Source organism: Curtobacterium sp. UNCCL17, assembly GCF_000686685.1.
In the GTDB taxonomy this organism is placed as follows: Bacteria; Actinomycetota; Actinomycetes; order Actinomycetales; family Microbacteriaceae; genus Curtobacterium; species Curtobacterium flaccumfaciens.
Genome location: NZ_KK366001.1, coordinates 59,192 through 84,128 on the forward strand (window position 1 = coordinate 59,192; position 24,937 = coordinate 84,128).

The following is a 24,937-nucleotide window of genomic DNA, read 5'->3' on the forward strand; positions in this document are numbered from 1 at the left end:
CGTTCATCCTAGGTTCGAGGGATCAGGCGCCGTGAGCGGGATGCGGGCACCGTTGACGTCGGCCGATGGGGTGTCCCAGAGCCGGACGACCTCGGCGCCGAGCCGCGCTTCGAGGCCGGACAGCGCGCCGACGACGAACACTGCGGCTGCGGCGGTCTCCGGCGCCTCCTTCCGGAACCCCTGCGCGACGGCCCGGACCCAGGCGTCGGACGCGGCCTTCGCCGCCGCGTAGTTCGCGGCGCCGGCGGTGGGGGAGTCGACCGCGGTGGACGACACGAACGCGAGCCGTCCGGCAGGGGACGCCACCAGGTCGTCGTGGAAGACCCGGGTCGTGTTCCGCAGGGTCCGGAAGGCGCGGTCGAAGAAGTCCCAGTCCGCGTCGGACTGGCCGACGATGCTGCCACCGCCGCGCCACCCGCCGACCAGGTGGACCAGTCCGTCGACGCGGCCGGCGTCCGCGTGGACGTCGTCGGCCAACGCGGTGACCGCACCGAGGTCCGACAGGTCGCACGTGCGGGTCGTGACGCCCGGGACGGACGCGCGCAGGGCCTCCAGGGCGTCGGGTCTGGTGCCGACCGCGACGACGGACGCACCGGCGGCGGTGAGTGCGCGCGCGACGGCCGCGCCGCTGGCACTGGTCGCACCGGCGATCAGCACCAGGCGACCGGCCACCGAGCCGTCGGTCACGCGGCGGCCTCGCCGACGAGCTCGGCGTCCGTGGTGCCGGTGATGCCGGCGGTGGACGCGATGACGGTCGCCATCTTCTTGTCGAGGGCTTCGTAGAACATCGACAGCGGGAACTCGTCGTCGAGCACCGCGTCGGTGTAGCCGCGCGGCGGTCCGGCGAGCGTCTCGTCGGGCAGCCCACGCGCCCACTTCGACGCCGGGTGCGGCGTCAGCGTGCGGGTCAGCATCTCGTACGCGGCGAGCCAGTGCGCCGACTTCGGCCGGTCGATCGAGCGCCGGTAGAGCTCGTTGATCTCGTCACTCAGGGCGATGATCACGTCCGGCACCTCGGGCCAGTCGATCGTCAGCTGCGTGTCGGTCCAGTGCAGGACGCCGTGCTGGTGCATCCAGGCGAACAGCAGCTGGCCGCCGAGTCCGTCGTAGTTGCGGACGCGGCTGCCGGTGATCGCGAAGCGGAAGATGCGGTCGAAGACGACCGCGTACTGCACCAGGCGCGCGTGGTCGCGGATGGCGCGCTGCGCGTCCTGGAGGCCCGCGTCGGGTCCGGCGGACAGCTCGCGTTCCAGACGCACCGACTCGCGGAACGCGGTCAGGTCGCAGCGGAGCTCCTCGAGCGAGTAGAGGAAGAACGGCATCCGCTGCTTGATCATGAACGGGTCGAAGGGCAGGTCCCCGCGCATGTGCGAACGGTCGTGGATGATGTCCCACATCACGAAGACCCGCTCGGTCAGCTGCTGGTCGTCGAGCATCGCAGCGGCCTCGGCCGGCAGCTCGAGCTTGGTGACGTCGGCGGCGGCACGGACGACCCGGCGGTAGCGGGCGGCCTCGCGGTCCTGGAAGATCGCGCCCCACGTGAAGGCGGGGACCGTGCGCATCGCGACGGTCTCGGGGAACAGCACCGCCGAGTTCGTGTCGTACCCCGGGGTGAAGTCGACGAACCGCAGCGCGACGAACAACGCGTTGCCGTGGTCGCCAGCCTCGAGCTCGGCGATGAACTCCGGCCAGATGACCTCGACCAGGACCGCCTCGACGAACCGCGAGGTGCTGCCGTTCTGCGTGACCATCGGGAACACGACCAGGTGGCCGAGCCCGTCGACGCGGTGCTGCTGCGGCTGGAACGCGGTGAGGGAGTCGAGGAAGTCGGGGACACCGAAGCCCTGCTCCTGCCAGCGAGCGAAGTCGTGCTGCAGCACCTGCAGGAACGCGGCGTCGTGCGGGAAGTGCGGTGCGAGCTCGGCGACGGCCGGCACGATCACCGCGACGTGACCGGCGGCAGCGGCGTGGTCGGACGGTTCGGGGACGGAGCCGTCCCGCGTCTGCAGGGCCTGCAGGGCGACGACTGCACGCTTGAGCCGGAGCCAGGCGGGGTGGGCGGCGATCTCGCGCACCGACAGGTGGTCCTCGACGACCTCGGGCTCTCCGACGATGGCGTCCTGCGAGATCTTCTGGACGAACTGGGACATGTCGAACCTCCCGTCATTGGGGTCGGCCGCGGATCTGCGGACGAGTGGTGCGCGTTACCGGATCGTCTCGAGCCTAGGGAAGTTCGGGGGACGCAAAGTTGCCCATCTCCGGTGGAATCGTGCGTCGTCACGGCGCTCGCGCGGGCATCCACGCGAGCCGCGCAGGGAACCGTCGCTCCGCGTGGCTGGGATCTCCGGAAGGGACCGGGGAGTGCTGTCGACTGGCCTCGGGGCAGGGCTGCTGCGCGCGCTGGTCCGCATCGACGGCTCGGCTGCCGTGTGATCGGTACGGTGGTGGCCATGGCCCGATTCACGCCCCCAGCCGCTGACGCGATGCGCGCCCGGCTCCTGCTCGCTGCGCGGGACGAGTTCGCCGCGGTCGGACTGGCCGCCGGCAGGGTCGAACGGATCGGTGCAGCAGCGTCGAGCAACAAGGCGCAGGTCTTCCACTACTTCGGCAGCAAGGAGGGGCTGTTCGACGCGCTCGTCGCCGACACCGTGACCGAGACGTTCGCCGAGGCCCCGCTCGACACGGCCGACCTCGCCGCATGGGCCGGTCGGGTGCACGACTCGTACGTCCGTCGCCCCTGGGCCCAGCGGCTCGCGACGTGGCACCGGCTCGAGCGCGCCGACGTCCCGCTCGAGTCCGTCGCGACGAGCTACGCCGACGCGGTGGCCGAGGTCGAGCACGCCCAGCGTGCCGGGGTCCTGCCGCGGGCGTTCCGTCCGGCGGTGCTGCTCGGGCTCGTGCTGCACACCGCGGCGTTCTGGAGCGCGACCGCTCCGGAGTACGAGCCGCTGGTGCAGGCCGTGACGCCGCCGCGGCGTCGCCAGGTCGTGGTGGACGCGGTCGCCGCCCTGCTCGGCGGGAAGTCCTGACCGAAGGGTCCGCGAGCACCAGCGTGAGGGCGCTGGGACCGAGCGTGCGGGACGGGGCCGCACCGGGCCTCCTGGCCGCCCCTCAGTCGGCTGCGTCGGCGGCGACCCGCAGCGTCCGCTCCGCGTCGTCGAGGTAGTCGGCGAGCAGCGCCGAGGCGGCGTCCTGGTCGCCACCGCGCAACGCGGACACGATCGCGTCGTTGCGTTCGACGAAGTCGGCGTGGAACGAGGCCGGGTCCGCGGTGGTCAGGAAGGCGAGCCGCATCTCGGCGAGCAGGCCGTCCATCAGGGCGTGGATCCGCTCGCTCGGCACCGCGCGCACGAGCTCGGCGTGGAACCGGATGTCGGCGGTCCCGACCGCACCCCAGTCGCCCGCGGACGCTGCTGCCCGGGCGTCGGCGACCGCTGCGGCGGCCTCGGCGAGTGCCGGTGCGTCGGGGGTGCAGGCGCGGACGGCTGCCTCCTCGAGTACCCGCCGAGCCGCGTAGAGATCGGTGACGTCGGCGGCGGAGAGCCGGCGGACGAAGACCCCGCGGTTGAACACGTGCTCGACCAGACGGTCGCGGGCGAGCAGCCGGAAGGCCTCGCGCAGGGTGTTCCGTGAGACCCCGAGCTGGTCGCTCAACCGCTCCTCGGACAGCTGCGCCCCGGGGGAGAACCCACCCGACGCGATCATGGTGCGCAACCGCGTGGCCGTGGAGTCAGCGCCGCCGACGGTTCGGGTCATGGCACCGATCCTGGCACGGGTGGCGTTTGTGAAGGGCGTGTTACAGAGCGGAACCGGCTCTTGCGATTGTTGAACAATGCGGTCCAGACTGTCCCGCATGTTCGTCCTCATCGGCGTCGCCGTCGTCATCGTCGGCTTCGCGTTGCGCATCAACGCGCTCCTCGTCGTCACGGTCGCGGGCATCGTGACCGCGGCCATCGGCGGGATCGGTCCCGTCGGCATCCTCGACGCGTTCGGCAACGGGTTCGCCTCGAGCCGGTCCGTCACGACCTTCGCGCTCGTCCTGCCCGTCATCGGTCTGATCGAGCGCTACGGCCTGCAGGACCAGGCGAAGCGCCTGATCGCGAAGCTCGACAAGCTCACGACCGGTCGCCTGCTCGCCGGCTACCTGGTGATCCGGCAGGTCACCGCTGCGGTCGGCCTGACGAGCATCGGTGGGCCGGCGCAGACGGTGCGCCCGCTGGTGTACCCGATGGCCGAGGGCGCGGCGACCAAGAAGTACGGGCGGATCGACGACCGCATGCGCGAGAAGATCAAGGGCTACTCGGCGTCGTCGGACACCGTCGGTGTGTTCTTCGGCGAGGACGTCTTCGTCGCGGTCGGCTCGATCCTGCTCATCACGACGTTCGTCGACTCGACCTACGGGCTGTCGCTCGAACCGATCGACCTGGCCCTGTGGGCGATCCCGACGGGCATCGCGGCGCTCATCGTGCACGGCGGACGCCTGCTGCTGTTCGACCGCCGACTCGACAAGATGGCGGCGGACGCCCGTGCTGACGCCCCGACCCTGGGGGCAGCAGCGTGATCACCAGCGAATGGCTCTACTGGCTCATCGGCGCGTTCTTCATCGCCGTCGCCGTCCTGATCGTCACCGACACCGCGCACGCGAAGCGCCTGGGCAACGCGGCGTTCTGGGGCATCCTCGGGCTGTCGTTCTTCTACGGCACCTTCGTCGCCGCCGGCACCGTGCCGGCCTGGACGCTCGGGATCGCCGTCCTCGTGATGGTCGCGCTCGCCGGACTCGGATTCACCGGCACGACGAGCCGCACCCGGGTCGCGAGCATCCCCGGCGCGGGCACGGGTGCCGAGACCGGCCCCGCCGAACCCACCGGCGTGACGCAGAAGATCACGAACGCCGGCAGCGGCAGCACGAGTGTGCTCGCCACCACCAGCCCGGACGAGCGCGCCGCGTTCGCGACGAAGTACGGCAACCGGCTCTTCATCCCGGCCCTCGTGGTGCCGGTGGTCGCCGTGCTGGTCGCGACGCTCGGCCCCCTCGTCTCGTTCGGTGGCGAACCGCTCCTCGCCGAGGGCAGTGCGACCCTGACCGGTCTGGGCATCGGTTCGGTGCTCGCCGTGGTCGTGGCCGTGTTCGTCCTGCGCCCGCCGAAGATCGCCACCCCGATCCGCGAGGGCGGTCGCCTGCTGCAGGCGATCGGCTGGGCGGCGCTGCTGCCGCAGATGCTCTCGACGCTCGGCATCGTCTTCACCCAGGCCGGGGTCGGTGACGCCGTCGGCACGATCATCAAGTCGGTCCTGCCCGACGGCTCGCTGCTCGCCGCCGTGGTCATCTACTGCCTGGGCATGGCCCTGTTCACGATCATCATGGGCAACGCGTTCGCCGCCTTCCCGATCATGACGGCCGCGATCGGCTGGCCCGTTCTGGTGCAGGGCTTCGACGGCAACCCCGCCGCGATCTTCGCGATCGGCATGCTCGCCGGCTTCTGCGGCACGCTCGTCACCCCGATGGCCGCGAACTTCAACCTGGTGCCGGCCGCCCTGCTCGAGATGCGGGACAAGTACGGCCCGATCAAGGCGCAGATCCCCACCGCCGCCATCCTGCTCGTCGTCAACATGGGAGTCATGTACCTTGTCGCATTCTGATGCCGCCCCGATCGACCTGACCCGGGCCGCGTGGGCCGACCGCTTCGCGGCCGTCGCCGCGGACAACACGACCCGCGAGTACCCCTACGCCGCGCACCACGCGACGTCCGGGCCGGACGACCGGGCACTGCCCGTCGAGCTCCACCCCGCCTTCGCCACGTCGTACGACTGGCACTCGTCGGTGCACATGCACTGGCTCGCGGCGCGCCTGGTCGCGCACGGCCTGCCCACCGACCTGGAGGCCCGGCTCACCTCGATCCTGCAGGCGCACCTCACGACGGATCACCTGGCGACCGAGGCGGCCTACCTGCGTGGGACGCCGCACTACGAGCGCCCCTACGGCTGGGCCTGGCTCGCGCGGCTCGCCGCCGAGGTGACGGCGTCCGAGGCGCCCGCGGTCCGGGCACTGGCGCCGGGCTTCGCGCCCGTCGTCGACGTCCTCGAAGACCTGGTCGTCCGGTGGATCGACGGCGCCGCGCACCCGGTCCGGCACGGCGTGCACTCGAACTCGGCGTTCGGGCTGCTGCTCGTGCTCGAGGCCGCCCGGTCACTCGACCGTCCGGCCCTGGCGGCAGCGGTCGAGGGGGCTGCGAAGGACTGGTTCGGCGCGGACGCCGGGTGGCCGTTCGCCTGGGAGCGGAGCGGGCACGACTTCCTGTCCGCGGGCCTCGCCGAAGCCGACCTGATGCGGGCGGTGCTGCCCGCCCCGGAGTTCACCACGTGGGCGCGCGGCTTCTTCGCCGCGGTGCAGCCGGGCGACGCGATCCTGCGGTCGACGGTGGTCCGTGACGAGAACGACCCGCAGCAGGTGCACCTGTTCGGGCTCGACCTGTCGCGGGCGGGCTCGGCCCGGCGCATCACGGACGCACTCCGCGCCGACGGTTCGGACGACTCCGGCACCGGGATCGCGGACCTGCTCGACGACGCGGCCGATCGGCTGCTGGCCTCCGGGCTCGCGGCGAGCGTGGGCGAGGAGTACTACTCCACCCACTGGCTGGCGAGCTTCGCCTGGGACGCGATGGAGGCCCGGGAGCACGCCGCCCGCTGATCGTTCGTCGGGAGCGCTGGTCGTCGCCGGACACGTCGAGGATCCGGAGGTACCTTCGGGCCCATGAGCGATCCGAAGGACGACGAGACCCTCGACGACTTCCGCGAGGCGCAGGAGACCGACTACGAACCGGAGCCGACCGTGCTCGACCCCGACGACCTGCCGGTGGTCGACGACGCGGACGACGAACTGCTCCCGGACGACGACCGACCGGTGCCGCTCGACACCGACGACGACACGATCTGAGCGATCGCGCCGCCGTCGTGCTGCGGCGTCAGCACCGGCGTTGGCGTCAGCTTCGGTGTCAGTGTCCGCTCAGTCGAGCGGGAGGGTCCGCGCGAAGGTGCGGGTGACCGGAGTGGCGGCGAGGAACGGTGCCATCGCCGGAGCGCCCTCCGGCGTCGCGCGCCAGGCCACGTAGGTGTCGTGGTCCTCGGCGGTCGTCCACGACTCGACGACGACCATGCGCGCCGGGTCCTCGTCGTCGACCAGGACCTCGAGCGACTCCAGGCCGTGGAACGACGCGGTCTGTTCGAGCGTGTCGCGGATCGCACCCCGGAGTGCGTCGTCGGGGGCATCGCTCTGGAACTGGACCTCGAGCAGGACGGTCATCGACATGGGGAACCTTTCGTCAGCGGTGTCCAAGCCAACCCCTGACCCCCTGCGCTTGTTCCGGGTCGGTCAGTCGACGATGCGGAACCGGAGCGGATCGCCCGGACGGAGTTGCGCAGCGAGGTCGATCGACGACGGTGTCAGGACCGCGACGACCGGGTAGCCGCCGGTCACCGGGTGGTCGGCGAGGAACAGCACGGGGAACCCCTCGGGCGGCACCTGCAGTGAACCGGTCTCCACGCCCTCGCTCGGCAGCTCGCGTGCCACGGAGCGGACGAGCGGCGTCTCGGCCGTGGTGCGGACCCCCACGCGGTCGCTGTCCGCACTGACGGAGAAGTCCTGACCGGTCAGGGTCGAGCGCCAGTCCGGGGTGAACCAGTCGTCGCGCGGTCCGGGCACAACGTCGAGCACGACCGGCTCGTCGGGCCACCGGAGGTCGGGCTGCGGCACCGCGTCGACGATCGGCCACGACACCCGGGCGTCACCGACGGGCAGGACGTCACCGGCGGACAGCGGCGGCGGACCGAGGCGCGCGAGGGAGTCCCACGAGCGACTGCCGAGCACCGGGTCGACCGCGAAGCCACCGAGGACCGCGACGTAGGCGCGCAGACCGACGGTCGCGGTGCCGACCCGGAGCGTGTCGCCCGGAGCCAGCAGCAGCACCTCGTGTGACGCCGCCCCGCGGACCGACCCGTCCGCCCGCTCGACCTCGACGGGGCAGGCCGCGCCGGTGGTGGCCGCGACCACGTACGCGTCGGCGCGCAGCGTGACGGAACCGAGCAGGGCCTCCAGGACGGCCGCGTCGGGACGGTTGCCGACCAGCCGGTTGGCGAGCGCCGCGGACCCGCGGTCGGCGGCTCCGGCCGCGCCGAGGCCCATGTCGCTGAAGCCCGGGCGCCCGAGGTCCTGCGTGGTCGCGCCGTAGCCGACCTGCACGACGGTCAGCGCGGTCATGCCGCACCCGCCACGACGAAGCGGACGAGCGTGCCGGCGGGGGCGAGCGCCGGGGGCGTACGGTCCAGCGACCACATCGGGACGTCGGTGCGGCCGATGAGCTGCCAGCCGCCGGGGGAGGTCCTCGGGTAGACGGCGCTGAACTCGCCGGCCACCGCGACGGCCCCGCTCGGGACGGCCGTGCGGGCGGTGCTGCGGCGGGGCAGGTCGAGCGGTCGATCACTGCCGGTGAGGTAGCTGAAGCCGGGTGCGAAGCCGCAGAACGCGCTCGTCCAGAGCTGCCCGGTGTGCCACGCCACGAGTTCGTCCCGCCGCATGCCGGTCAGCTCGGTGACGGTGTCGAGGTCCTCGCCGTCGTAGGTGACGGGGATGACGAGCGGGTCGGCGTCGTGCGCTTCGAGCGTGGCGCTGACCGGGCTGACCGGGCTGACCGGGCTGACCGGGCTGACCGGGCTGACCTGCGTGAGCTCGGTGCGGAGCCGCCCGGCGTCCGTCGTGGTCGGGTCGAACCGGAGCAGCAGTGTCCGGGCGCCGGAGACGACCTCGGTCAGCCCCGGCAAGGCGGCCTGCGCGAGTCCGGCGCGGAAGGCGACGACGTCGGCGAGGGAGTCGAACGTGGCGAGGAGTGCGGTGCCGCCCGCGGAGCGGATCTCCGGACCAGTCACGGTGCGAAGGGCGCGATCGTCACGCCGTGCTCGGTCAGCAGCGCTCGGATGGCACGGGCCATCGCGACCGCGTCCGGGGAGTCGCCGTGGACGCAGACCGAGTCGGCACGCACGGCGATCTCGGACCCGTCGACGGCGGTCGCGACGCCGTCGGTGACCATGCGGAGCACCCGGGCTGCGACCTCGTCCGGGTCGTGCAGCACCGACCCCGGCTGCTTCCGTGACACCAGCGAGCCGTCGGGTTCGTAGGCGCGGTCGGCGAAGGACTCGCTCACCGCCCGGAGCCCGTGCCGCTCGGCCGCCAGCAGCAGCTCCGACCCCGGCAGCGCGAGCACCGCGAGGGACGGGTCGACGTCGGCCACGGCGCGGACGACGGCCTCGGCCTGCACCGGGTCGGCGCAGGCGGTGTTGTACAGGGCGCCGTGCGGCTTGACGTAGGTGACGGCCGTACCGGCGACGTGCGCCGTGGCGGCCATCGCGCCGAGCTGGTGGACGACGTCGGCGTACAGCTCGTCGGGGGTGACGTGCACGGGTCGGCGGCCGAACCCGATCAGGTCGCGGTAGGCCACGTGTGCCCCGACCGCCACACCACGCTCGGCGGCGGCGCGGGCGGTGGTGAGCATGATCGTCGGGTCGCCGGCGTGGAACCCGCACGCGACGTTGGCGCTCGAGACGACGTCGAGCATCGCGGCGTCGTCGCCCATGGCCCAGGCGCCGAAGCCCTCGCCCAGGTCGCTGTTCAGGTCGATCGTGGTCACGGGCGCTCCCTGTCCTCGCGGGTTGTTGAACAATCTACCGATCGTCCCGGTCCCTGTCATCCGTTGCCTCCGGGTGGACGGCGGTTTCCGAGGTGCGCCACGTACTGTCCGAGTCCTCAGTACCACCGGCGGCAGTGCTGCCGGATCGATCTCTGCACTGGAGCAGCTCATGACCGACAGTGACAACACGCAGGACGCCCCGAAGAACGACTCCGAGGGCACCGAGAAGCCGGGCGGCCTCGGCGACGACAACACCATCCCGAACAACCCCGACGGCCTGGCCGCGGGCCACACGGGTGACGACTCGCACTTCAACCCGGAAGAGGACGGCGAGCACTAGGGGCTCCTTTCCGGCCTGCGGGTCGATGCAGAACGACACCGTCGTTGTCCTCCGACAACGGCGGTGTCGTTCTGCGTCGCCACGCATCCGTCCGCCCCCGACGAAACATGCGTCACAAAACCTTCCGGCACGAGGTTTCCGGTGCTACAGTCCCGATCACCTAGCAGCACTAGGGATTCAGCGGGCGCCGAAGCCCCCTGTGACTCAAGGAGGAGTCATGTCGACACCGACGTCGAAGGAAGAACCCACGCGGGGCATCGCCGGGACCGCGTCCCCAGCGGTCACCGCAGCCGCCGGAGCCACCGCCACGGACGCCGCGGCGTCCCGAGCGTTCTCGGTCGAGGGCATCACGCAGTCCGTCAGCACCGTCCGGGTGGGACGCGGGTACCTCTGGGGCCTCAGCTTCGCCCAGTTCGGCCTGTTCGTCGCCCTGCTCACGCCCGTCTTCGTGAGCATGTCGATCAAGGCGACGGAGCTGAACCCGACGAGCCCCGAGACCGTCGTCGGCTCGGTCCTGCCGTTCGGCGCGCTCGGCGCCCTGTTCGCCAACCCCCTGTTCGGCGCGCTCTCCGACCGCACCCGCACGCGGTGGGGCCGTCGCCGCCCCTGGATGGTCGGCGGTGTCGTCGTCTTCGTCGGTTCCCTCGCCTGGCTCGCGTTCTCGCCCGACGTGCTCCAGCTCACCCTGGCCTGGGTGCTGGCGCAGGTCTCCGCCAACGCCGTCCTGTCCACGCTCACGGCGAGCTTCGCCGACAACGTGCCGGAGTTCCAGCGCGGCAAGGCGTCGAGCGTCATCGCCCTGGCGCAGAACATCGCGATCCTGGCCGGGCTCTACCTGGCCGTGTACCTGGTCGGCAACCTGCCGGTCCTGTTCATCGCACCGGGCGTCCTGGCGATCATCGCGGTCCTCGTCTACTCGTTCGTCGCCCGTGACGACCTGCCGACGACGCCGGTCAAGTCCTTCAGCTGGATCAACCTGATCAGCTCGTTCTGGACGAACCCGATCAAGCACCGCGACTTCGGGCTCGCCTGGTGGGGCCGCTTCCTCATCACCTTCGGCACGTTCATGTTCACGACGTACCGACTCCTCTACATGCAGGACCGCATCGGACTCCCGCAGGCCGAAGCGGTCGGCGCCGTGGCGTTCGGTGTGCTCCTGTACACGATCGCCCTGCTCGTCAGTGCGGCCGTCTCCGGCTGGGTGTCCGACCGGATCCAGCGTCGCAAGGTCTTCGTCTGGGGTTCGACGGCCATGACCGCCGTCGGCCTGGTGATCCTGGCCCACGTCGACAGCGTCGGCGGGTTCTACTTCGCCGAGATCGTCCTCGGTTTCGCCTTCGGCATCTACGCCGCCATCGACACCGCCCTGATCGTCGACGTGCTGCCCGACCCGGAGCGCCCCGGCAAGGACCTCGGTGTCATCAACATCGCGAACGCCCTGCCGCAGTCGCTCGCCCCCGCCGTCGGTCTGTTCCTGCTCGGCATCGGAGGCGGCCAGAACTACACGCTCATGCTCTGGGGTGCCGGCGTCGCCGTCATCCTCGGTGCCCTCGTGATCCTGCCCATCAAGTCGGTCCGGTGACCGACGCGACCGCCTGGAGGCGCGACCTGCGTCCGCAACGCACGCCGCGCCTCCAGGCGGTCACCTGCACCGCAGGTGACCGCTTCAGCGGGCGCCGTGCTGGCGCAGTGCGACGACGACCTCGTCGAGGAAGTCGTCGACCTGCCCCTGGTCGTACCCCTCGCGGAACTTCGTCGGCTGGAACCGGACCGCTGCGACCTGCTCCGGTGTGAGCGGGTCGACGGGGCGTCGCTGCTCGTACCCGGCCAGGGTGGTCTGGATCCGGTCGAGGAACGCGTCGACCTCGCTCTGGTCGTACCCCTCGCGGAACTTGGTCGGCCGGAACCGCTTGTCCGCCACCTCTCGTGCGAGCATGTCCTCCCCCTTCTGCTGGCGCCTCTCGTAGCCCTGCCATGGTGTCACGGACGGGTTGCCGCGGGTCAGAGCTGCGGTGAGCGCCTGCCGAACAGCGCGTCGAGGAACCGCGAGAACCGCGACTCCGGCTCGTGGGGCGTCTCGATCGAGCGGGTCGGTGAGCGGAACGCCAGGTCGTGCAGCATGTTCCGCTTCGACCCGTCCCAGTTCGCGAACAGGTAGGTCCCGCCGATGAAGGACATGCTCCGGACCGGCGTGCGCTTCCACGAGTCGGCAGCCACGTAGTACCCCGCGTGGCCGGCGCGGATGTGCTGGATCACGGTGTCCACGTCGATGACACCGGTCGGTGTCACGACGGCGGTGATGCCCGTGCGGTCGCGGGCGACGTACTCGATGAGGTGTTCGGTCACGATGGAACTCTTCGTCACGGTGGTGAGGCGCCACGGCAGGGAGCGTGGCGAAGGGGATTCGGAACCGCCGTTGCTTCCGTTTCCAGAGTACGTCCGCGATGGGCGTGCCGTTCCCGGATGTCCGCCGTTCGCAGGCGGATGAGCGTTCAGTGGATGGCGGTCCCGGTGGCCCACTCCGCGATGTGTTCGATCGCGTCGTCGAAGTCCCGCGTGCCGGCTCGGTTGAGGAACGCGTGACGGCTGTCCGGCAGGACGTGTCGTTCGACCTCGCTGCCCGCGGCCTCGAGCTCGTCCGCGAAGCGTTCGCCCGAGGCGCGCATCACGTCCCGCTCGGCGTCGATCACCAGGGTTCGGGGGAACCTGCCGAGGTCGTCGGACGCCGGGTAGACCGCCGTGGGGTGGCCACCCGCGTACGCCCGGTTGCTCAGGTCGAGCAGGAGCGGCGCGTGCGTGAGACGCCGGTGTCCTCGGACGAGTCGCTGCACCGTCCGGTCACGGGGGAGCCGGGCGTGGAAGAACCCGTAGGTCAGCACGAGGCCGGCCAGTGGCGGGGCGGTCGCGACAGCGGACGCCGCCAGGCACGCACCGGCGCTCGCCCCGCCGAGCAGCAGGCCGGACGGTGCCTTGTCGTGCAGGTGGTGGAGGACAGTGACGATCTCGTCCCGCGCGTGGGGTGCCCGTCGTCGCCCACGTGGTCCACCCCGGCCGAGCCAGGGCAGTCCGGGCAGCGGTCCGAGGCGATAGTCCACGGTCACGACCGGCAGGCCGCGCTCGGCGAGTGCCCGTGCGGCGGCATCGGACTCGGGCAGCTCGAGGTCGCCCCGGAAGAACCCGCCGCCGTGCACCCAGACCAGGGTCGGGGCTCCCGAGCCGCCGCTCCGGTCCAGGGGCCGGTAGCGCCTGATGGGGACCGGCCCGTGTGGTCCGTCGATCCGTTCATCGGCGACCTCGATCGTGTCCTGGTGCTTCCCCCGCATGGGAGCAGTGTCGCAGCACGCGGGCGGGAGCCGGACTCCCGGCACGTCGACAGGCTTCCTTCAGGAGCGTCGTGCGGGACACGGCCCGGTAACGATGCGGGCGTGCGGTCGTCGGCGCAGGCAGCGTGGAGGGATGCGCCTGACGAGAACCGCCCTGATCCTGACCGCCGCGACCCTGGCCGCGCTGCTGACGGGGTGTTCCGGGGCAGACGGAGCGGACGGTGGTGCGGCGACCCCGACCGTGACCGAGACCGTCACCGCCCCGCCGTCCGACGCCGCGAGCGAGCCGACGCCGTCGCCTACTCCGACCCCGACATGTGGCCCGTCGAACGGCGCCGCGGCTGCTGCCGAGGGCATCGCGGCCCTGCCGCTGCCCGCCGGACTCGAGGATGCGAAGTGGGACGCTGCGAACGCCGACTACTCCGGCTACGACGCCTGCGCGCCGCTGTCCTGGTCCGTGGTCGCGCCCGAGTTCGGCACAGCAGGATCGCCGTACGCGATCCTGCTGTTCCACGAAGGCCAGTACCTCGGCACGGCCACTGCCCAGCAGTACGCGTTCGAGCCGACCGTCGAACGACAGAGCGACCGAGCCGTCACGGTGACCTACAGGTTCGCCAAGGCTGGCGAGCCGAACGCAGCGCCCTCGGGCCGCACCACCGCAACCTTCACCTGGAACGACGAGACCGGCCGGGTCGAGATGACGGGCGACACCCCACCCGCTCAGTGACGGTCAGCTGGCGCGGAAGCCACACCGAGTTCCCGCTGCAGCGTGCGGAGGACCCGCACGAGGGAGCCGAGCTTGTCCGGTCCGGCCTCGAACCCGCGTCCGAGGGCAGACCGCGGCTGCACGACCACGTCGTCACCGTCGGTCGTGCTGATCCAGACGCCGAAGTCGGCACGCTGGCCGCGGGACTCCCTCGTCGCGACGGAGAACCGCCGGATGCGCGCCCACGGCAGGTCGAACACCGGCGCGTCCCGTGACGGTGCCCACGCGTGCAGGCCGAACTCGTCGACGGTCCAGACCTCCGGGCGGGGCTTCGGGAAGTCGTCGGAGGTGCGCAGGCCGGACGTCAGCACGGGCAGGTGGAACCGAGGTGCCCGGCCCGCTCCGATGCGCGTGAGCGTCCGGCGGTCGCCTCGCCCGGCGGACAGCGTCGACACGGCCAGCAGCAGCCCGAACCCCGTGACCACGATCGGCCACAGCACGAACGACCCCTGCGTCCGGGCACTGTCGATGCCGCGCAGGAAGTCCGGGAACACGAACTCGGCGACGAGCGCGGCGACCCCCACCGCCGTGGTGACGACCGCCGCGAGCAGCACCGGCCCCCGCTTCGGCATCTCCCCGTCGCGCAGCCGTTGCACCCACCGTTCCCCGGAGTACTCCACCGTGCCATCCTGCCCGTCGCGGCCACCGATCGGCCGCGGGCGCGACATGCTGTTCCCATGCAGTCCGTCCGTGTCGCCGCACCCGGTGTCGCCCTCGCCGTGGTGATCGGCATCGTCGCCACCCTCGTCGGCCGGGTCGTCCCGGTGGTCGGCGGTCCCGTCCCCGCCGTCCTGATCGGTGCCGTCGTGGGGTGGATCGTCCGGCGTCGCACCGGTGGCACACTCGCCGCGCTGGCTCCCGGCGTGAAGTTCTCGTCCAGCCGGGTCCTGCAGTTCGCGGTCGTCCTGCTCGGCGCGCAGCTGTCCATCGGCGAGGTCCTGCGCATCGGCGGTGAGACCCTGCCGGTGATGCTCGCGACGCTCGTCGTCTGCCTGGTGGCCGCGTGGGGGATCGGCCGACTGCTCCGGGTCTCGGGGGCACTCCGCACCCTGATCGGCGTCGGGACCGGCATCTGCGGTGCGTCGGCGATCGCCGCCGTGACACCCGTCATCGGCGCGGTCAGTGCGGACGTCGCCTACGCGATGTCCACGATCTTCCTCTGCAACATCGCCGCTGTCTTCGCCTTCCCGCTGCTCGGGCACGCTCTGGGCCTCAGCCAGCACGCCTTCGGCGTCTTCGCGGGGACCGCCGTGAACGACACGTCGTCCGTCGTCGCCACCGCGACCGTCTACGGCCGCCAGGCGACCGACACCGCGGTCGTCGTGAAGCTGGTGCGCACCCTGATGATCATCCCGATCGTCATCGGGCTGGCCGGACTGGAGGCCCGCCGCGCCTCCCGCGAGCAGCTCGCCCCCGCCTCGGGGCCGGGTCGCGGGTTCCGGGTGTTCCGGTTGGTGCCGTGGTTCCTGATCGGGTTCCTCGTGGTGGTGCTGCTCCGGACCGTCGGGGTCCTGCCCGCGTCCGTGGCGCCGGGGTTCGCGACGGCCGCCTCGTTCCTCATCACGGTGGCGCTCGCCGCGATCGGCTGCTCGACGGACTTCGCGGCGCTCCGCCGTGCCGGGTTCCGGCCGATGCTGCTCGGCATCGCGCTGTGGGTCCTGGTGGCGGGGACGAGCCTGGGCATGCAGGCGGCCTTCGGTCTGCTCTGAAGAAGGCCCGCCCAATGTGAGCTGATCTGCTCACCGTGGGCGGGCCTCCTGGCCGTACCTGACGGATCTGCCGGCGTCAGCCGCGCAGCGCCTCGGACAGCTTCACGCGACTGCCGGTGCGGAGCAGCGCGTTCTCGTAGACGCGGGCGCCGATGACCACGACCGCGACGACCGAAGCGGCGACGATGACGAGCGACAGGATCGGCTCCCACCACTCGGCGGTCCCCAGGAAGATCCGCATGGGCATGCCGATCGGGGCGCTGAACGGCACGTACGACATGATGCCGAGGATCGTCGGGTTGTCGTACGCGACGATGATCAGGAAGTACGGGATCATCACGAGCATCATCACCGGGGTGGTGACGCTGCCGACGTCCTCCTGGCGTGACACCAGCACGGCCGCCGCGGCGAACAGCGACGCGAGGAGCACGAACCCGATCGCGAAGAAGCCGATGAACCACAGGATGCTCGGGCCGAGCATCGCGAACATGTTGTCCTGGCCGGTCACCGCCAACGTGACGATGGCGGCGACGGCCACCGCGACGATCTGCGCGAAGGCCATGATGCTGTTGCCGAGCACCTTGCCGGCGAGCAGCGCCCGGGCCGGGATCGCGGACATCAGGATCTCGACCACCCGTGTCGACTTCTCCTCGACGACGCTCTGCGCAATCGACTGGCCGAACGTCACCGCCGACGCGAAGTACACGACGCCGAACGCGATGGCGATGAGGTACACCAGGCCACCCGGCAGCGCGTCCGGATCGAGCAACTCGATGCGCGGGGTGACGCTCAACGCCGAGACGACCTCGGACGGGGCCTCGTCGAGTCCGACGACCTTGTAGCCGAGCGGGTCGTCCGACGGCACGATCGCCGCGTCGACGTCGCCCTTGGTCACGAGCCGTTCGGCGTCGGCGACCGATGCCGACTCCGTGACGTCGAGCCCACCGGTGGTCGGCAGCGAGACGCCGTCGACGACCGCGACCGGGGTGGTGTCGTCGGCGGTGGCCTTGCTCACGATCCCGCCGACGACGATCGACGCGACGACCATGCCGATCAGGATGAGCGCCGAGACCACGAAGGCCTTGCTGCGGATGCGTGCCTGGATCTCACGTGCGGAGACGAGCCGCACAGCCTGCACGAAGGAGTTGTTCATCGGACGACCTCCCGGAAGACCTCGCTGAGCCGCGGCACCCGCGGCGAGAACGACCCGACGGTGCCGTGCTGGACGGCACGCTGCAGGACACGCTGGGCGGTGGCGGCGTCGGCCTCGAAGACCGCGTACCCGCCGTCGAACTCCCGCACGGCCACACCCGGCTCGTCGCGGAGCCAGGCGACGTCCCCGTCGACCAGCAGCTCCCAGGCGGCAGGCCCGGCCTGCTTGCGGAGCTCCTCCTGCGGGCCGGCGGCGCGGATCGTGCCACCGGCGATGACGACGACGTCGTCGCAGAGGCGCTCGACGACGTCGAGCTGGTGGCTCGAGAACAGCACCGGGACGCCCCGGGCCGCGGTCTCGCGCAGGACGCCGAGCACGGTGTCGACGGCCATCGGGTCGAGGCCCGAGAACGGCTCGTCGAGCACGAGCACCTCGGGGTCGTGTGCCAGCGCCGCGGCGATCTGCACGCGCTGCTGGTTGCCGAGCGAGAGCTTCTCGACGGGGTCACCGGCGTGTGCGGTGAGTTCGAGGCGTTCGAGCAGCTCGCCGGTGCGGGTCGTCGCCGCCCGCTTGTCGACGCCGTGCAACCGGGCCAGGTAGGTGATCTGCTCGGCCACCGGCATCTTCGGGTACAGGCCGCGTTCCTCGGGCATGTAGCCGAAGCGGCGGCGGTCGGCGGGGCGGACAGCGGTGCCGTCGATCGAGACCGAGCCGGCGTCGGCCTGGAGCACGCCGAGCATGATGCGCATGGTGGTGGTCTTGCCGGCACCGTTGCCGCCGACGAAGCCGGTGAGGCGGCCGCTGCCGACCGTGAACCCCACGTCGTCGAGCACCCGGCGGTCACCGAAGTGCTTGGTCACCCCTTCGATGGTGAGCATGTCGTTCCCCTTCGTCGCGACGCTGGTCGTCGCTGCGTCCGACGCTATTGGCCGGGAGGCACGCCCCGCCTCCGCCGCCAGGCGGGACTTGGGTGGGCGGTCGGCTCCACCCCGCGGGGGAGGAACGCGCGTCGGCCCGGCTCGGTCAGCCGGCGACGCCGTGCTCGAACGCCCAGACGACGGCCTGGATCCGGTCGCGCAGTGCGAGTTTCTGCAGCACGTTCGACACGTGGGTCTTCACGGTGGCGTCGCCGACGTAGAGCTCGGCGGCGATCTCCGCGTTGCTCAGGCCTCGGGCGAGGAGTCGCAGCACCTCGGTCTCCCGCTCGGTGAGCCCGGCGGCGGCGAGCGCGTCCTCGCCCGTCGTGGCAGGTGTCGCGGTCGTGGTGGTCGCCGAGGGCTGGGCCGCAGCCGACGCCGTCGCCCGGCTGATCACCCGCCGTGTGACGTCCGGCGCGAGCAGGGCGTCCCCGGCTGCGACGGTCCGCACAGCGTCGATCAGCCGCTCGGGGGAGGCGTTCTTCAACAGGAACCCGCTCGCCCCCGCCTCGAGCGCCTGGAACAGTGCGTCGTCGCTGTCGAACGTGGTGAGGATGAGCACCGCCGGCGGGTGCGGCAGCGCCGCGATCCGTCGCGCGGCCTCGAGCCCGTCGACGCCCGGCATCTGCACGTCGAGGCAGACGACGTCCGGACGGAGTTCCTGCACAGCCTCGACCGCCCCGGCGCCGTCCGCGGCTTCGCCCACGACCCGGAACCCGGGCTCGGACTCCAGGATCACGCGGAACCCGGCGCGGACGAGCTCCTGGTCGTCGGCCAGCACGATCGTCAGGTCGGTCGTCCCGTTCACGTCGTCGGCAGCCATGCCCGCACCAGGTAGCCTCCTCGGGCTCGTGGCCCGATCTCGATCCGTCCGTCCACGGCGGCGACGCGTTCCCGCATCCCGACGTGTCCGAGGCCGCTCCCGGAGGTGCTCCGGGCTGCACGGGCACCGAGCCCGTCGTCCGTGACCTCCACCTCGACGCCGTCGTCCAGGTACCGCAGTCGGACGTCGGCGCGGGCGGTCGGGCCGGCGTGCTTGAGGATGTTCGTCACCGCTTCCTGCACGATCCGGTACGCCACCGCGGCCACCGTCGGCGGCACCGGGCGCTCGTCACCCACGACGACGTACTCGGCGGGGTGGCCCGCCACCCGGGCGGACTGGGCCAGCTCGGCGATCCGGGTGATGCCCTCGGTGCTCGGGCCGTCGCCACCGGCCGCCCCCAGGCCGTCAGCGTCGTCGTCGGAGCGCAGGGTGCCGAGCATCCGCCGGAGTTCCTCCACCGCGGTGCGGGCGCTCTCCTCGACCACCCCGAGTGAGGCGGTGGCCTGGGCGGGGTCGCGGTCGATCACGCGTCGTGCAGCACCCGCCTGAACGCCCATCAGCGAGACGTGGTGGGCGACGACGTCGTGCAGCTCGCGGGCGATCCGCACCCGCTCGATCGTGACGGCCTGTGCCGCGGACCGCTCCCGCTCGGCGGCGAGTTCGGCGGTGCGTTCCGCGAGCTCGTGTCGTGCGACCGCAGCGGCCCAGGCCCGGTTGCCGGCGTACCAGGCGGCGCCGAAGTAGATCACGTTGATGACGATGTTGAGCAGCGAGATCGCGACGTAGGGCGCCACGGGGGAGTCCGTGTCGTTCGGCAGGGTGTTCGGTGACGCCCACCCGAACGAGATCGCGACGAACAGCCACGCGAACATGCCACCGATGACGACCCAGCGCACCGCTTCGGCCCGCACCCGGTCGGAACACCACGCACCCACCGTGTACAGCGCGATGAAGAGCGTGAAGTTGACGAGGAAGACCTCGGGCACCTGGAGCAGCTGCGTCGCGGCGAACGCCACCGCCGACACCAGGGCCACCGACATCGGGAACCGTCGGCGGAACGCGATCGGGGCCGCGTTCGCGACGATCATCAGCGCGGAGACCCACCACTCGGCCTGGTCGTCACCGTACGTACCGGCCGACCCGTACAGGAAGGTCGTGACGGCGAGCCCGCCGGCCAGCACCACGGCGAGCACCGTGTCCTGCCGGTACTCGTGCCGCCCCACCGGCAGTCGCGACCACTCCGCCGTCGTCCCCATGCAGGAAACGCTACTGGGTGCGCTCGACCAGGAGTAGCCTGCCGCCAACGAGCAGGGGAGACGCCATGCAGTTCCTCGTCAACGTCATCGACGACGGTCAGGCCGCCGCCGTCGGCAACACGTACTCCGCGACCGACGCCGAAGCCGCCGCGGTCGATGCCTTCAACGAACGGATGGCCGACGCGATCGTGTTCGCCGCCGGGGTCTCCGCACCGGCCGACGCCACCGTGGTCGACGCCCGCGAAGGCACGGCCGACACGACGGCCGACACGACGAACCGGCCCGACCCCGACGAGTACGTCGCCGGGTTCTGGGTCATGGACCTCCCGGACGCCGAGACGGCGGCCCGGGTGGCGCACCAGGCGTCGCAGGCGTGCAACCGGAAGATCGAGCTCCGCCCGCTGCTCTGACGGCACGGACCCCACCCGGCCGACGGAGCACCGCGGGGACGGCGCTCGCCGCGGTCACGACCGCCCCGACCGCGAACGTCGCGACGAACCCGGTCGCACCGACGAGCGCTCCGGCAGCCGCCGCACCGACGGCCTGCCCGAGCACGAGTGCGACGAACAGCATCGACGTGCCCGCCGACGACCGCTCGGCATCGATCTCGGTCGTCCACGCGATCAGCGCCCCGGTCGCCGCCGTGTAGCCCCAGCCGAACACGGCACACGCCAGCAGTGCCGCGACCGTCGACTGCGGCGCTGCCCCCAGCACCACGACGGCGACGGCGACCGACCCCGCCGTGACCGCCCAGAGCGTCCGGGCGCGCAGTCCGTTCGTCCAACGAGCGGTGACCACGACGGCCGCTCCGCCGATCCCGAGCGCGATCCAGGCCGACACCGAGACGACGACCGACGCGCCGGCCTCCACCAGCGCCGAACGTCCGTAGGTCCAGACGACGGCGGACCCGGCCCCGAACAGCAGCGCCAGCACGAGGACCCCTCTGTGTGCCGCGAACCACGGAGCACCGGGCAGTGGCGACCGGGACGCGGCAGCCCCGCCGTTGGACGCCACGAGCAGCAGGGCTCCGACGGCCAGGGTGAACACCCCGGACGCCGCCCAGGCCGTCCGCCAGTCGGGCAGCAGCACGAGTGCGAGCACGCCGGCGCCCACGAGCCCGGGGCCGGTGCCGGCGTTCACGATCGCCTGCGCGCGGCCCTGCAGCCCCTGGGGCACCTGCGCCGCGACGATCCGCACGAGGGCGGGTGATGCGAGTCCGGCGCCCGCCGACGCGACCACGGCGCTGACACCGAACGCCGGCGACCCGCCGGCCGTCGCCATGGCGATCGCACCGGCCCCCGCCACCAGGGTCGCGACCGAGACGAGCACGCGGGGCATCCGTGCGGCGAGCAGGAACCCGGCCACCGCACCGACGCAGTACAGCGCCGAGGCGCCCGACGAGACCCACCCGGCGGCGTCTGCCCGGAGCCCCAGGTCCCGCTGCACGTCGGGCAGGAACAGCCCGTACGCCAGGCGCACCAGGCCGTAGGTGGCGGCGATCAGGCCGAGTCCGCTCACCAGGAGCAGTCGATGTCGTAACGAAAACGATCGTTTCACTTTTCAGAGCCTAGGGTGCTCTCATGGTGATGCGCCCAGGGACCGAGCAACGGCTGCTCGACGCCGCCGAGCAGCTCTTCTTCTCACAGGGCATCGCCGCCACCCCGATCGACGCGGTCCTCGAACGGGCCGGGGTCTCGACGGCCACCCTGTACCGCGGCTACGCGAGCAAGGAGTCCCTGGTCGCCGCGGCCCTCACCCGTCGCCACGAGGACTGGATCGCCACCTGGGACCGTGCGGTCGCCGCCGAACGGGACGACCTGGGCCGACTCCTGGCGGTGTTCGACGCCCTCGACGACTACCGCTCGACGCCCACGGGCTCCCGCTGGTGCGCCTTCCTCGGCACCGCCGCCGAGTACGCCGACGCCCCCGCCGAGGTCCGGCAGGTCCTGGACCTCGAGACCACCACCCTGCGCCGGCGGCTCGTGGCACGGGCGGTGCCGGTGGTCGGTCCCGGTGCCGAGGTCCTCGCCGACCAGCTGCTGCTCATCGTCTCCGGTTACCTTGCGATGCGGTTGCGCGACCCCGCGCTCGACACGACGACGGCACGGTCCGTCGCCGCGTCCCTCATCCGGGAACACACCCCAGACGGAACGGCGCCCACCCCATGACCCGATCGCGTGCTGCCACGATCACCCGCCGCTCCCTGCTGATCGGTGGCACGGGCGTCGTCGCCGCGGGAGCCGTGGCCGAGGGGATCAACCTCGGCCTGCTGCCCGGACGCTCGACCCTGTACCGGGTCCTCGGTCTGGACGGCACCGACGGCACGGTCCCCGACGTCGAGGCGGTCCCCACCGCCTCCGGCACCTTCGTCTCGACCGCTCGGAACGGCCGCACCGTCGGGTGGACGATCGCGGCCCCGGCATCCGACACCCCCTTGCCCGTGGCGATTGCCCTGCACGGCTACGGCGACGACCACACCTCGTTCTTCGGGCGGAGCCTGGGCTACGACCGGTTCCTCGCGGCGCACGTCGCCGACGGAGGAGCACCGTTCGCGATCGCCTCGATCGACGGCGGCAACCGCTACTGGCACCCACGAGCCGACGGGGACGACCCCGCCGCGATGGTCGTCGACGAGTTCCTGCCCCTGATCGCCCGCCGCGGCTTCGACACGGACCGCCTCGCCCTGACCGGCTACTCGATGGGTGGCTTCGGCGCCCTCCGGCTCGGCGGAGTCCTCGGCGCCTCGCGCGTCCGGGCCGTCTCGGCCATCAGCCCCGCGCTCTGGAAGTCGGCCGACGACACCGCCCGCGGCGCCTTCGACGATGCCGCGGACTTCCGCGCGAACACCGTGCTCGGGCGGCAGCGCGCCCTGGACGGTGTCGCCATCCGCGTCGACTGCGGCAACGGTGACGGGTTCGCGCCGGCGGTGCACACCTACGTCGACGGCTTCGACACGCCTCCGGCCGGCGGCTTCGCACCCGGCGCCCACACGCACGGCTACTGGCGCCGCCTGGCGCCGCAGCAGCTCGCCTTCCTCGGCCGCCACCTCGGTCACTGACCGGGCCCGCGCCCTGGCCGCGCGTCGAGGCGGACGGGAGGCCCGTGGCGGCCCCGCACCGCGCCTCCAGGCCGTCGGCCGGTCACCGCGACGGCCCGTGCCGCGTGACCAGGCGCGCTCAGGCGCGACCGCGGTTGCGGCGCCGGATCTCCTTCGGAGCCCGCCCGGCCATGAAGGACCGTGCAGGATCGACGAGGAAGCCCTGCCGGAGCGCCTCGCGACCGACGAGCATCCGGAACCCCATCTGGTCCCGGTTGCTCAAGGTGACCTCGGACTCGACGACCTGCCCGGCCAACGCGATCCGCGTGCGGACGACGATGCGCTCCTGGGTGTGCCCGGTCGAGCTGCGGACGATGCGGCGGTCGTGCACGTCGCACTCGATGGTCGAGGCGTCGGCATCGGTGTCCTGCCAGGGGTGCAGCGAGAACCGGACCCGCTCGCCGGGCAGTTCCTCGAGGTCGAAGGCGTGCAACGCGGAGCTCCGTGCGCCGGTGTCGAGCTTCACCTTGATCCACGGCACGCCGAGGTCCGGCAGTCCCGCCCACTCCCGCCACCCGGCGACGACGAGCCCGCTGTCGGAGGACTTCGGAGCTCGGGCCATGTGCCCATCCTGTCGCATGCTCCGTGGCCACGTCCGCATGCTTTGATGGAGCGTCGCCGTCGATCCGACCCAGCGGAGAACCCCTCGATGAAACTCGCCATCCTGTCGCGCGCGCCCCAGGCGTACTCGACCCAGCGCCTCCGCGCAGCGGCACTCGACCGCGGTCACGAGGTCAAGGTGCTCAACACCCTGCGCTTCGCGATCGACCTGTCCGGCGACGACCCGGACCTGCTCTACCGCGGCAAGCTGCTGAGCGACTACGACGCCGTGCTGCCGCGCATCGGCAACTCGATCACCTACTACGGCACCGCCGTGGTGCGGCAGTTCGAGCAGATGGACGTCTACACGCCGAACACGGCGAACGGCATCACGAACTCGCGCGACAAGCTCCGGGCGAACCAGATCCTGTCGCGGCACGACATCGGCATGCCGGCGACGACCTTCGTGGCCGGCCGCAACGACGTGCGCGGGGCGATCGAACGGGTCGGTGGCGCGCCCGTCGTCATCAAGCTCCTCGAGGGCACGCAGGGCATCGGTGTGATCCTTGCACCCGAGGCGAAGGTGGCCGAGTCGATCGTCGAGACGCTGCACTCCACCAAGCAGAACGTCCTGATCCAGCGGTTCATCGCGGAGAGCCGCGGTCGTGACATCCGGGCCCTCGTCGTCGGTGACCGGGTCGTGGCGGCGATGCGCCGGACCGCTTCGGGCGACGAGTTCCGCTCCAACGTGCACCGCGGCGGCACCGTCGAGAAGGTCACGCTCTCGCCCGAGTACGAGGCCGTGGCCGTGCGGTCGGCGCAGATCATGGGCCTCAAGGTCGCCGGCGTCGACATGCTCGAGGGCAACGACGGGCCGCTCGTGATGGAGGTCAACTCCTCGCCAGGACTCGAGGGCGTCGAGCGCGCCACCGGCCTCGACATCGCCGGTGCGATCGTCGACTTCATCGCGAACCAGGTCGCGTTCCCCGAGATCGACGTCCGCCAGCGGCTGTCCGTCTCGACCGGCTACGGCGTCGCCGAGCTCCTCGTGCACACCAACGCCGACCTGGTCGGCAAGACGATCAAGGAGTCCGGGCTCTGGGACCGTGACATCACGGTCCTCACGCTGCACCGCGGCTCGAACGTCATCCCGAACCCGCGCAGTGGCGTCGCCCTCGAGCCGGGGGACCGCCTGCTCTGCTTCGGCAAGCTCGAGGAGATGCGGTCGATGATCCCGGAGCGCCGCAAGCGGCGCGCGAAGGTGCGGAAGCTGCCGAAGGAGCCGTTGCAGACCGAGGGCTGAGCGCTCGGGCGCTGCAGCGCCGTGACAGCCGGG

29 protein-coding genes and 2 pseudogenes are annotated in these 24,937 nt (G+C 71.8%); 13 read left to right on the forward strand and 18 right to left on the reverse strand.

Annotated elements, in window-relative coordinates; genetic code table 11:
* Positions 1-3: 3 nt before the first annotated feature.
* Both BR70_RS0110125 and BR70_RS0110130 read right to left on the reverse strand, forming a co-directional pair.
* Positions 4-687, reverse strand: coding sequence for an SDR family NAD(P)-dependent oxidoreductase (locus BR70_RS0110125; protein WP_027465966.1), 684 nt, complete (start codon positions 685-687; stop codon positions 4-6).
* Positions 684-2,150: a DUF6421 family protein gene (locus BR70_RS0110130; RefSeq protein ID WP_027465967.1), complete on the reverse strand. Its 1,467-nt coding sequence runs from the start codon at positions 2,148-2,150 to the stop codon at positions 684-686. Before BR70_RS0110130 ends, BR70_RS0110125 begins: the two co-directional genes overlap by 4 nt.
* Positions 2,151-2,450: 300 nt before the next feature.
* Here BR70_RS0110130 and BR70_RS0110135 point away from each other — a divergent pair, with 300 nt between their 5' ends.
* Positions 2,451-3,029 carry a TetR/AcrR family transcriptional regulator gene (locus BR70_RS0110135; RefSeq protein ID WP_027465968.1) on the forward strand — a complete coding sequence of 193 codons (579 nt, stop codon included), beginning with the start codon at positions 2,451-2,453 and terminating at the stop codon, positions 3,027-3,029.
* Positions 3,030-3,111: 82 nt separating this feature from the next.
* On the opposite strand, the gene BR70_RS0110140 is transcribed toward BR70_RS0110135, so the two are convergent.
* The gene (locus BR70_RS0110140; protein WP_027465969.1) at positions 3,112-3,756 is read right to left on the reverse strand and encodes a GntR family transcriptional regulator; all 645 of its coding nucleotides are present in this window, start codon (positions 3,754-3,756) and stop codon (positions 3,112-3,114) included.
* A gap of 97 nt (positions 3,757-3,853) precedes the next feature.
* Here BR70_RS0110140 and BR70_RS0110145 point away from each other — a divergent pair, with 97 nt between their 5' ends.
* The 4 genes from BR70_RS0110145 to BR70_RS0110160 all read left to right on the forward strand — a co-directional run bounded on the left by BR70_RS0110145 (position 3,854) and on the right by BR70_RS0110160 (position 6,934).
* On the forward strand, positions 3,854-4,561 hold the full coding sequence (locus tag BR70_RS0110145) for a DUF969 domain-containing protein (RefSeq protein ID WP_027465970.1): 708 nt from the start codon (positions 3,854-3,856) through the stop codon (positions 4,559-4,561).
* Positions 4,558-5,640, forward strand: coding sequence for a DUF979 domain-containing protein (locus tag BR70_RS0110150; RefSeq protein ID WP_027465971.1), 1,083 nt, complete (start codon positions 4,558-4,560; stop codon positions 5,638-5,640). Before BR70_RS0110145 ends, BR70_RS0110150 begins: the two co-directional genes overlap by 4 nt.
* Positions 5,627-6,688 carry a DUF2891 family protein gene (locus tag BR70_RS0110155; protein WP_051596819.1) on the forward strand — a complete coding sequence of 354 codons (1,062 nt, stop codon included), beginning with the start codon at positions 5,627-5,629 and terminating at the stop codon, positions 6,686-6,688. The genes BR70_RS0110150 and BR70_RS0110155 overlap by 14 nt, the downstream gene beginning before the upstream one ends.
* A gap of 63 nt (positions 6,689-6,751) precedes the next feature.
* Positions 6,752-6,934 (forward strand): hypothetical protein, encoded by a 183-nt coding sequence (locus tag BR70_RS0110160; protein WP_027465973.1) that lies wholly within the window; start codon positions 6,752-6,754, stop codon positions 6,932-6,934.
* A 69-nt stretch (positions 6,935-7,003) separates the two neighbouring features.
* On the opposite strand, the gene BR70_RS0110165 is transcribed toward BR70_RS0110160, so the two are convergent.
* The 4 genes from BR70_RS0110165 to BR70_RS0110180 all read right to left on the reverse strand — a co-directional run bounded on the left by BR70_RS0110165 (position 7,004) and on the right by BR70_RS0110180 (position 9,677).
* Entirely contained in the window at positions 7,004-7,306 is a 303-nt protein-coding gene (locus BR70_RS0110165; protein WP_027465974.1) for a putative quinol monooxygenase, read from the reverse strand.
* Between the two features lie 63 nt (positions 7,307-7,369).
* Positions 7,370-8,254 (reverse strand): 5-oxoprolinase subunit C family protein, encoded by an 885-nt coding sequence (locus BR70_RS0110170; RefSeq protein ID WP_027465975.1) that lies wholly within the window; start codon positions 8,252-8,254, stop codon positions 7,370-7,372.
* The gene (locus tag BR70_RS0110175; protein ID WP_081827344.1) at positions 8,251-8,919 is read right to left on the reverse strand and encodes a 5-oxoprolinase subunit B family protein; all 669 of its coding nucleotides are present in this window, start codon (positions 8,917-8,919) and stop codon (positions 8,251-8,253) included. Before BR70_RS0110175 ends, BR70_RS0110170 begins: the two co-directional genes overlap by 4 nt.
* Entirely contained in the window at positions 8,916-9,677 is a 762-nt protein-coding gene (locus BR70_RS0110180; RefSeq protein ID WP_027465977.1) for a LamB/YcsF family protein, read from the reverse strand. The genes BR70_RS0110175 and BR70_RS0110180 overlap by 4 nt, the downstream gene beginning before the upstream one ends.
* Before the next feature lie 169 nt (positions 9,678-9,846).
* Here BR70_RS0110180 and BR70_RS23610 point away from each other — a divergent pair, with 169 nt between their 5' ends.
* Together BR70_RS23610 and BR70_RS0110190 are read left to right on the forward strand one after the other, a co-directional pair.
* Positions 9,847-10,017 (forward strand): hypothetical protein, encoded by a 171-nt coding sequence (locus BR70_RS23610; RefSeq protein WP_173035184.1) that lies wholly within the window; start codon positions 9,847-9,849, stop codon positions 10,015-10,017.
* A gap of 217 nt (positions 10,018-10,234) precedes the next feature.
* Positions 10,235-11,599 carry an MFS transporter gene (locus tag BR70_RS0110190; protein WP_027465978.1) on the forward strand — a complete coding sequence of 455 codons (1,365 nt, stop codon included), beginning with the start codon at positions 10,235-10,237 and terminating at the stop codon, positions 11,597-11,599.
* Between the two features lie 99 nt (positions 11,600-11,698).
* On the opposite strand, the pseudogene BR70_RS23730 reads toward BR70_RS0110190, so the two are convergent.
* From BR70_RS23730 to BR70_RS0110205, 4 genes and pseudogenes are all read right to left on the reverse strand, one after another.
* Positions 11,699-11,848: pseudogene (locus BR70_RS23730) on the reverse strand (DivIVA domain-containing protein); the annotation flags it as partial.
* 12 nt (positions 11,849-11,860) lie between these two features.
* Positions 11,861-11,953: pseudogene (locus BR70_RS23735) on the reverse strand (DivIVA domain-containing protein); the annotation flags it as partial.
* A gap of 65 nt (positions 11,954-12,018) precedes the next feature.
* Complete coding sequence (locus tag BR70_RS0110200) at positions 12,019-12,363, reverse strand: hypothetical protein (protein WP_071405928.1); 345 nt, start codon at positions 12,361-12,363, stop codon at positions 12,019-12,021.
* 146 nt (positions 12,364-12,509) lie between these two features.
* Positions 12,510-13,340, reverse strand: coding sequence for an alpha/beta hydrolase (locus BR70_RS0110205; protein WP_035808734.1), 831 nt, complete (start codon positions 13,338-13,340; stop codon positions 12,510-12,512).
* A gap of 133 nt (positions 13,341-13,473) precedes the next feature.
* Here BR70_RS0110205 and BR70_RS20445 point away from each other — a divergent pair, with 133 nt between their 5' ends.
* The gene (locus BR70_RS20445) at positions 13,474-14,067 is read left to right on the forward strand and encodes an LppP/LprE family lipoprotein (RefSeq protein WP_035808737.1); all 594 of its coding nucleotides are present in this window, start codon (positions 13,474-13,476) and stop codon (positions 14,065-14,067) included.
* Here the strand turns inward: BR70_RS20445 and BR70_RS0110215 are convergent.
* Entirely contained in the window at positions 14,061-14,726 is a 666-nt protein-coding gene (locus BR70_RS0110215) for a hypothetical protein (RefSeq protein ID WP_155896853.1), read from the reverse strand. The two genes, BR70_RS20445 and BR70_RS0110215, sit on opposite strands and share 7 nt — an antisense overlap.
* Positions 14,727-14,783: 57 nt before the next feature.
* Here BR70_RS0110215 and BR70_RS0110220 point away from each other — a divergent pair, with 57 nt between their 5' ends.
* Complete coding sequence (locus BR70_RS0110220) at positions 14,784-15,815, forward strand: YeiH family protein (RefSeq protein WP_027465982.1); 1,032 nt, start codon at positions 14,784-14,786, stop codon at positions 15,813-15,815.
* A gap of 76 nt (positions 15,816-15,891) precedes the next feature.
* Here the strand turns inward: BR70_RS0110220 and BR70_RS0110225 are convergent, their stop codons facing one another.
* From BR70_RS0110225 to BR70_RS0110240, 4 genes are all read right to left on the reverse strand, one after another.
* Positions 15,892-16,968, reverse strand: coding sequence for an ABC transporter permease (locus BR70_RS0110225; RefSeq protein WP_027465983.1), 1,077 nt, complete (start codon positions 16,966-16,968; stop codon positions 15,892-15,894).
* Positions 16,965-17,846 carry an ABC transporter ATP-binding protein gene (locus tag BR70_RS0110230; protein ID WP_027465984.1) on the reverse strand — a complete coding sequence of 294 codons (882 nt, stop codon included), beginning with the start codon at positions 17,844-17,846 and terminating at the stop codon, positions 16,965-16,967. The genes BR70_RS0110225 and BR70_RS0110230 overlap by 4 nt, the downstream gene beginning before the upstream one ends.
* Positions 17,847-17,991: 145 nt before the next feature.
* A complete protein-coding gene (locus tag BR70_RS0110235) occupies positions 17,992-18,708 on the reverse strand; it encodes a response regulator (protein ID WP_027465985.1) in 717 nt (238 codons plus the stop codon).
* Positions 18,690-19,964 carry a sensor histidine kinase gene (locus BR70_RS0110240; RefSeq protein ID WP_081827345.1) on the reverse strand — a complete coding sequence of 425 codons (1,275 nt, stop codon included), beginning with the start codon at positions 19,962-19,964 and terminating at the stop codon, positions 18,690-18,692. Before BR70_RS0110240 ends, BR70_RS0110235 begins: the two co-directional genes overlap by 19 nt.
* 65 nt (positions 19,965-20,029) lie before the next feature.
* On the opposite strand from BR70_RS0110240, the gene BR70_RS0110245 reads away from it, so the two are divergent.
* Positions 20,030-20,374, forward strand: coding sequence for a YciI family protein (locus BR70_RS0110245; protein ID WP_027465987.1), 345 nt, complete (start codon positions 20,030-20,032; stop codon positions 20,372-20,374).
* Here the strand turns inward: BR70_RS0110245 and BR70_RS20450 are convergent.
* Entirely contained in the window at positions 20,280-21,482 is a 1,203-nt protein-coding gene (locus tag BR70_RS20450; RefSeq protein WP_197019642.1) for an MFS transporter, read from the reverse strand. The genes BR70_RS0110245 and BR70_RS20450 overlap by 95 nt on opposite strands.
* Positions 21,483-21,544: 62 nt before the next feature.
* Here BR70_RS20450 and BR70_RS20455 point away from each other — a divergent pair, with 62 nt between their 5' ends.
* Together BR70_RS20455 and BR70_RS0110260 are read left to right on the forward strand one after the other, a co-directional pair.
* Entirely contained in the window at positions 21,545-22,132 is a 588-nt protein-coding gene (locus tag BR70_RS20455) for a TetR/AcrR family transcriptional regulator (protein WP_035808739.1), read from the forward strand.
* Positions 22,129-23,022 carry an alpha/beta hydrolase gene (locus BR70_RS0110260; protein ID WP_027465988.1) on the forward strand — a complete coding sequence of 298 codons (894 nt, stop codon included), beginning with the start codon at positions 22,129-22,131 and terminating at the stop codon, positions 23,020-23,022. Before BR70_RS20455 ends, BR70_RS0110260 begins: the two co-directional genes overlap by 4 nt.
* Before the next feature lie 118 nt (positions 23,023-23,140).
* Here BR70_RS0110260 and BR70_RS0110265 read toward each other — a convergent pair whose 3' ends face one another.
* Positions 23,141-23,623 carry an ATP-dependent zinc protease family protein gene (locus BR70_RS0110265; protein ID WP_027465989.1) on the reverse strand — a complete coding sequence of 161 codons (483 nt, stop codon included), beginning with the start codon at positions 23,621-23,623 and terminating at the stop codon, positions 23,141-23,143.
* An 87-nt stretch (positions 23,624-23,710) separates the two neighbouring features.
* Between BR70_RS0110265 and BR70_RS0110270 the strand changes: the two genes are divergently transcribed.
* On the forward strand, positions 23,711-24,904 hold the full coding sequence (locus tag BR70_RS0110270) for a RimK family alpha-L-glutamate ligase (protein ID WP_027465990.1): 1,194 nt from the start codon (positions 23,711-23,713) through the stop codon (positions 24,902-24,904).
* The last annotated feature ends 33 nt before the right edge of the window (positions 24,905-24,937 follow it).

What these genes read in the sequence shown, in the direction of transcription:
- BR70_RS0110130 (WP_027465967.1), bottom strand. Translation starts at nt 2,150, where the DNA reads ATGTCCCAGTTCGTCCAGAAGATCTCGCAGGACGCCATCGTCGGAGAG.
- BR70_RS0110135 (WP_027465968.1), top strand. Translation starts at nt 2,451, where the DNA reads ATGGCCCGATTCACGCCCCCAGCCGCTGACGCGATGCGCGCCCGGCTC.
- BR70_RS0110140 (WP_027465969.1), bottom strand. Translation starts at nt 3,756, where the DNA reads ATGACCCGAACCGTCGGCGGCGCTGACTCCACGGCCACGCGGTTGCGC.
- BR70_RS0110145 (WP_027465970.1), top strand. Translation starts at nt 3,854, where the DNA reads ATGTTCGTCCTCATCGGCGTCGCCGTCGTCATCGTCGGCTTCGCGTTG.
- BR70_RS0110160 (WP_027465973.1), top strand. Translation starts at nt 6,752, where the DNA reads ATGAGCGATCCGAAGGACGACGAGACCCTCGACGACTTCCGCGAGGCG.
- BR70_RS0110165 (WP_027465974.1), bottom strand. Translation starts at nt 7,306, where the DNA reads ATGTCGATGACCGTCCTGCTCGAGGTCCAGTTCCAGAGCGATGCCCCC.
- BR70_RS0110170 (WP_027465975.1), bottom strand. Translation starts at nt 8,254, where the DNA reads ATGACCGCGCTGACCGTCGTGCAGGTCGGCTACGGCGCGACCACGCAG.
- BR70_RS23610 (WP_173035184.1), top strand. Translation starts at nt 9,847, where the DNA reads ATGACCGACAGTGACAACACGCAGGACGCCCCGAAGAACGACTCCGAG.
- BR70_RS0110190 (WP_027465978.1), top strand. Translation starts at nt 10,235, where the DNA reads ATGTCGACACCGACGTCGAAGGAAGAACCCACGCGGGGCATCGCCGGG.
- BR70_RS0110205 (WP_035808734.1), bottom strand. Translation starts at nt 13,340, where the DNA reads ATGCGGGGGAAGCACCAGGACACGATCGAGGTCGCCGATGAACGGATC.
- BR70_RS20445 (WP_035808737.1), top strand. Translation starts at nt 13,474, where the DNA reads ATGCGCCTGACGAGAACCGCCCTGATCCTGACCGCCGCGACCCTGGCC.
- BR70_RS0110220 (WP_027465982.1), top strand. Translation starts at nt 14,784, where the DNA reads ATGCAGTCCGTCCGTGTCGCCGCACCCGGTGTCGCCCTCGCCGTGGTG.
- BR70_RS0110225 (WP_027465983.1), bottom strand. Translation starts at nt 16,968, where the DNA reads ATGAACAACTCCTTCGTGCAGGCTGTGCGGCTCGTCTCCGCACGTGAG.
- BR70_RS0110230 (WP_027465984.1), bottom strand. Translation starts at nt 17,846, where the DNA reads ATGCTCACCATCGAAGGGGTGACCAAGCACTTCGGTGACCGCCGGGTG.
- BR70_RS0110235 (WP_027465985.1), bottom strand. Translation starts at nt 18,708, where the DNA reads ATGGCTGCCGACGACGTGAACGGGACGACCGACCTGACGATCGTGCTG.
- BR70_RS0110240 (WP_081827345.1), bottom strand. Translation starts at nt 19,964, where the DNA reads ATGGGGACGACGGCGGAGTGGTCGCGACTGCCGGTGGGGCGGCACGAG.
- BR70_RS0110245 (WP_027465987.1), top strand. Translation starts at nt 20,030, where the DNA reads ATGCAGTTCCTCGTCAACGTCATCGACGACGGTCAGGCCGCCGCCGTC.
- BR70_RS20455 (WP_035808739.1), top strand. Translation starts at nt 21,545, where the DNA reads ATGGTGATGCGCCCAGGGACCGAGCAACGGCTGCTCGACGCCGCCGAG.
- BR70_RS0110260 (WP_027465988.1), top strand. Translation starts at nt 22,129, where the DNA reads ATGACCCGATCGCGTGCTGCCACGATCACCCGCCGCTCCCTGCTGATC.
- BR70_RS0110265 (WP_027465989.1), bottom strand. Translation starts at nt 23,623, where the DNA reads ATGGCCCGAGCTCCGAAGTCCTCCGACAGCGGGCTCGTCGTCGCCGGG.
- BR70_RS0110270 (WP_027465990.1), top strand. Translation starts at nt 23,711, where the DNA reads ATGAAACTCGCCATCCTGTCGCGCGCGCCCCAGGCGTACTCGACCCAG.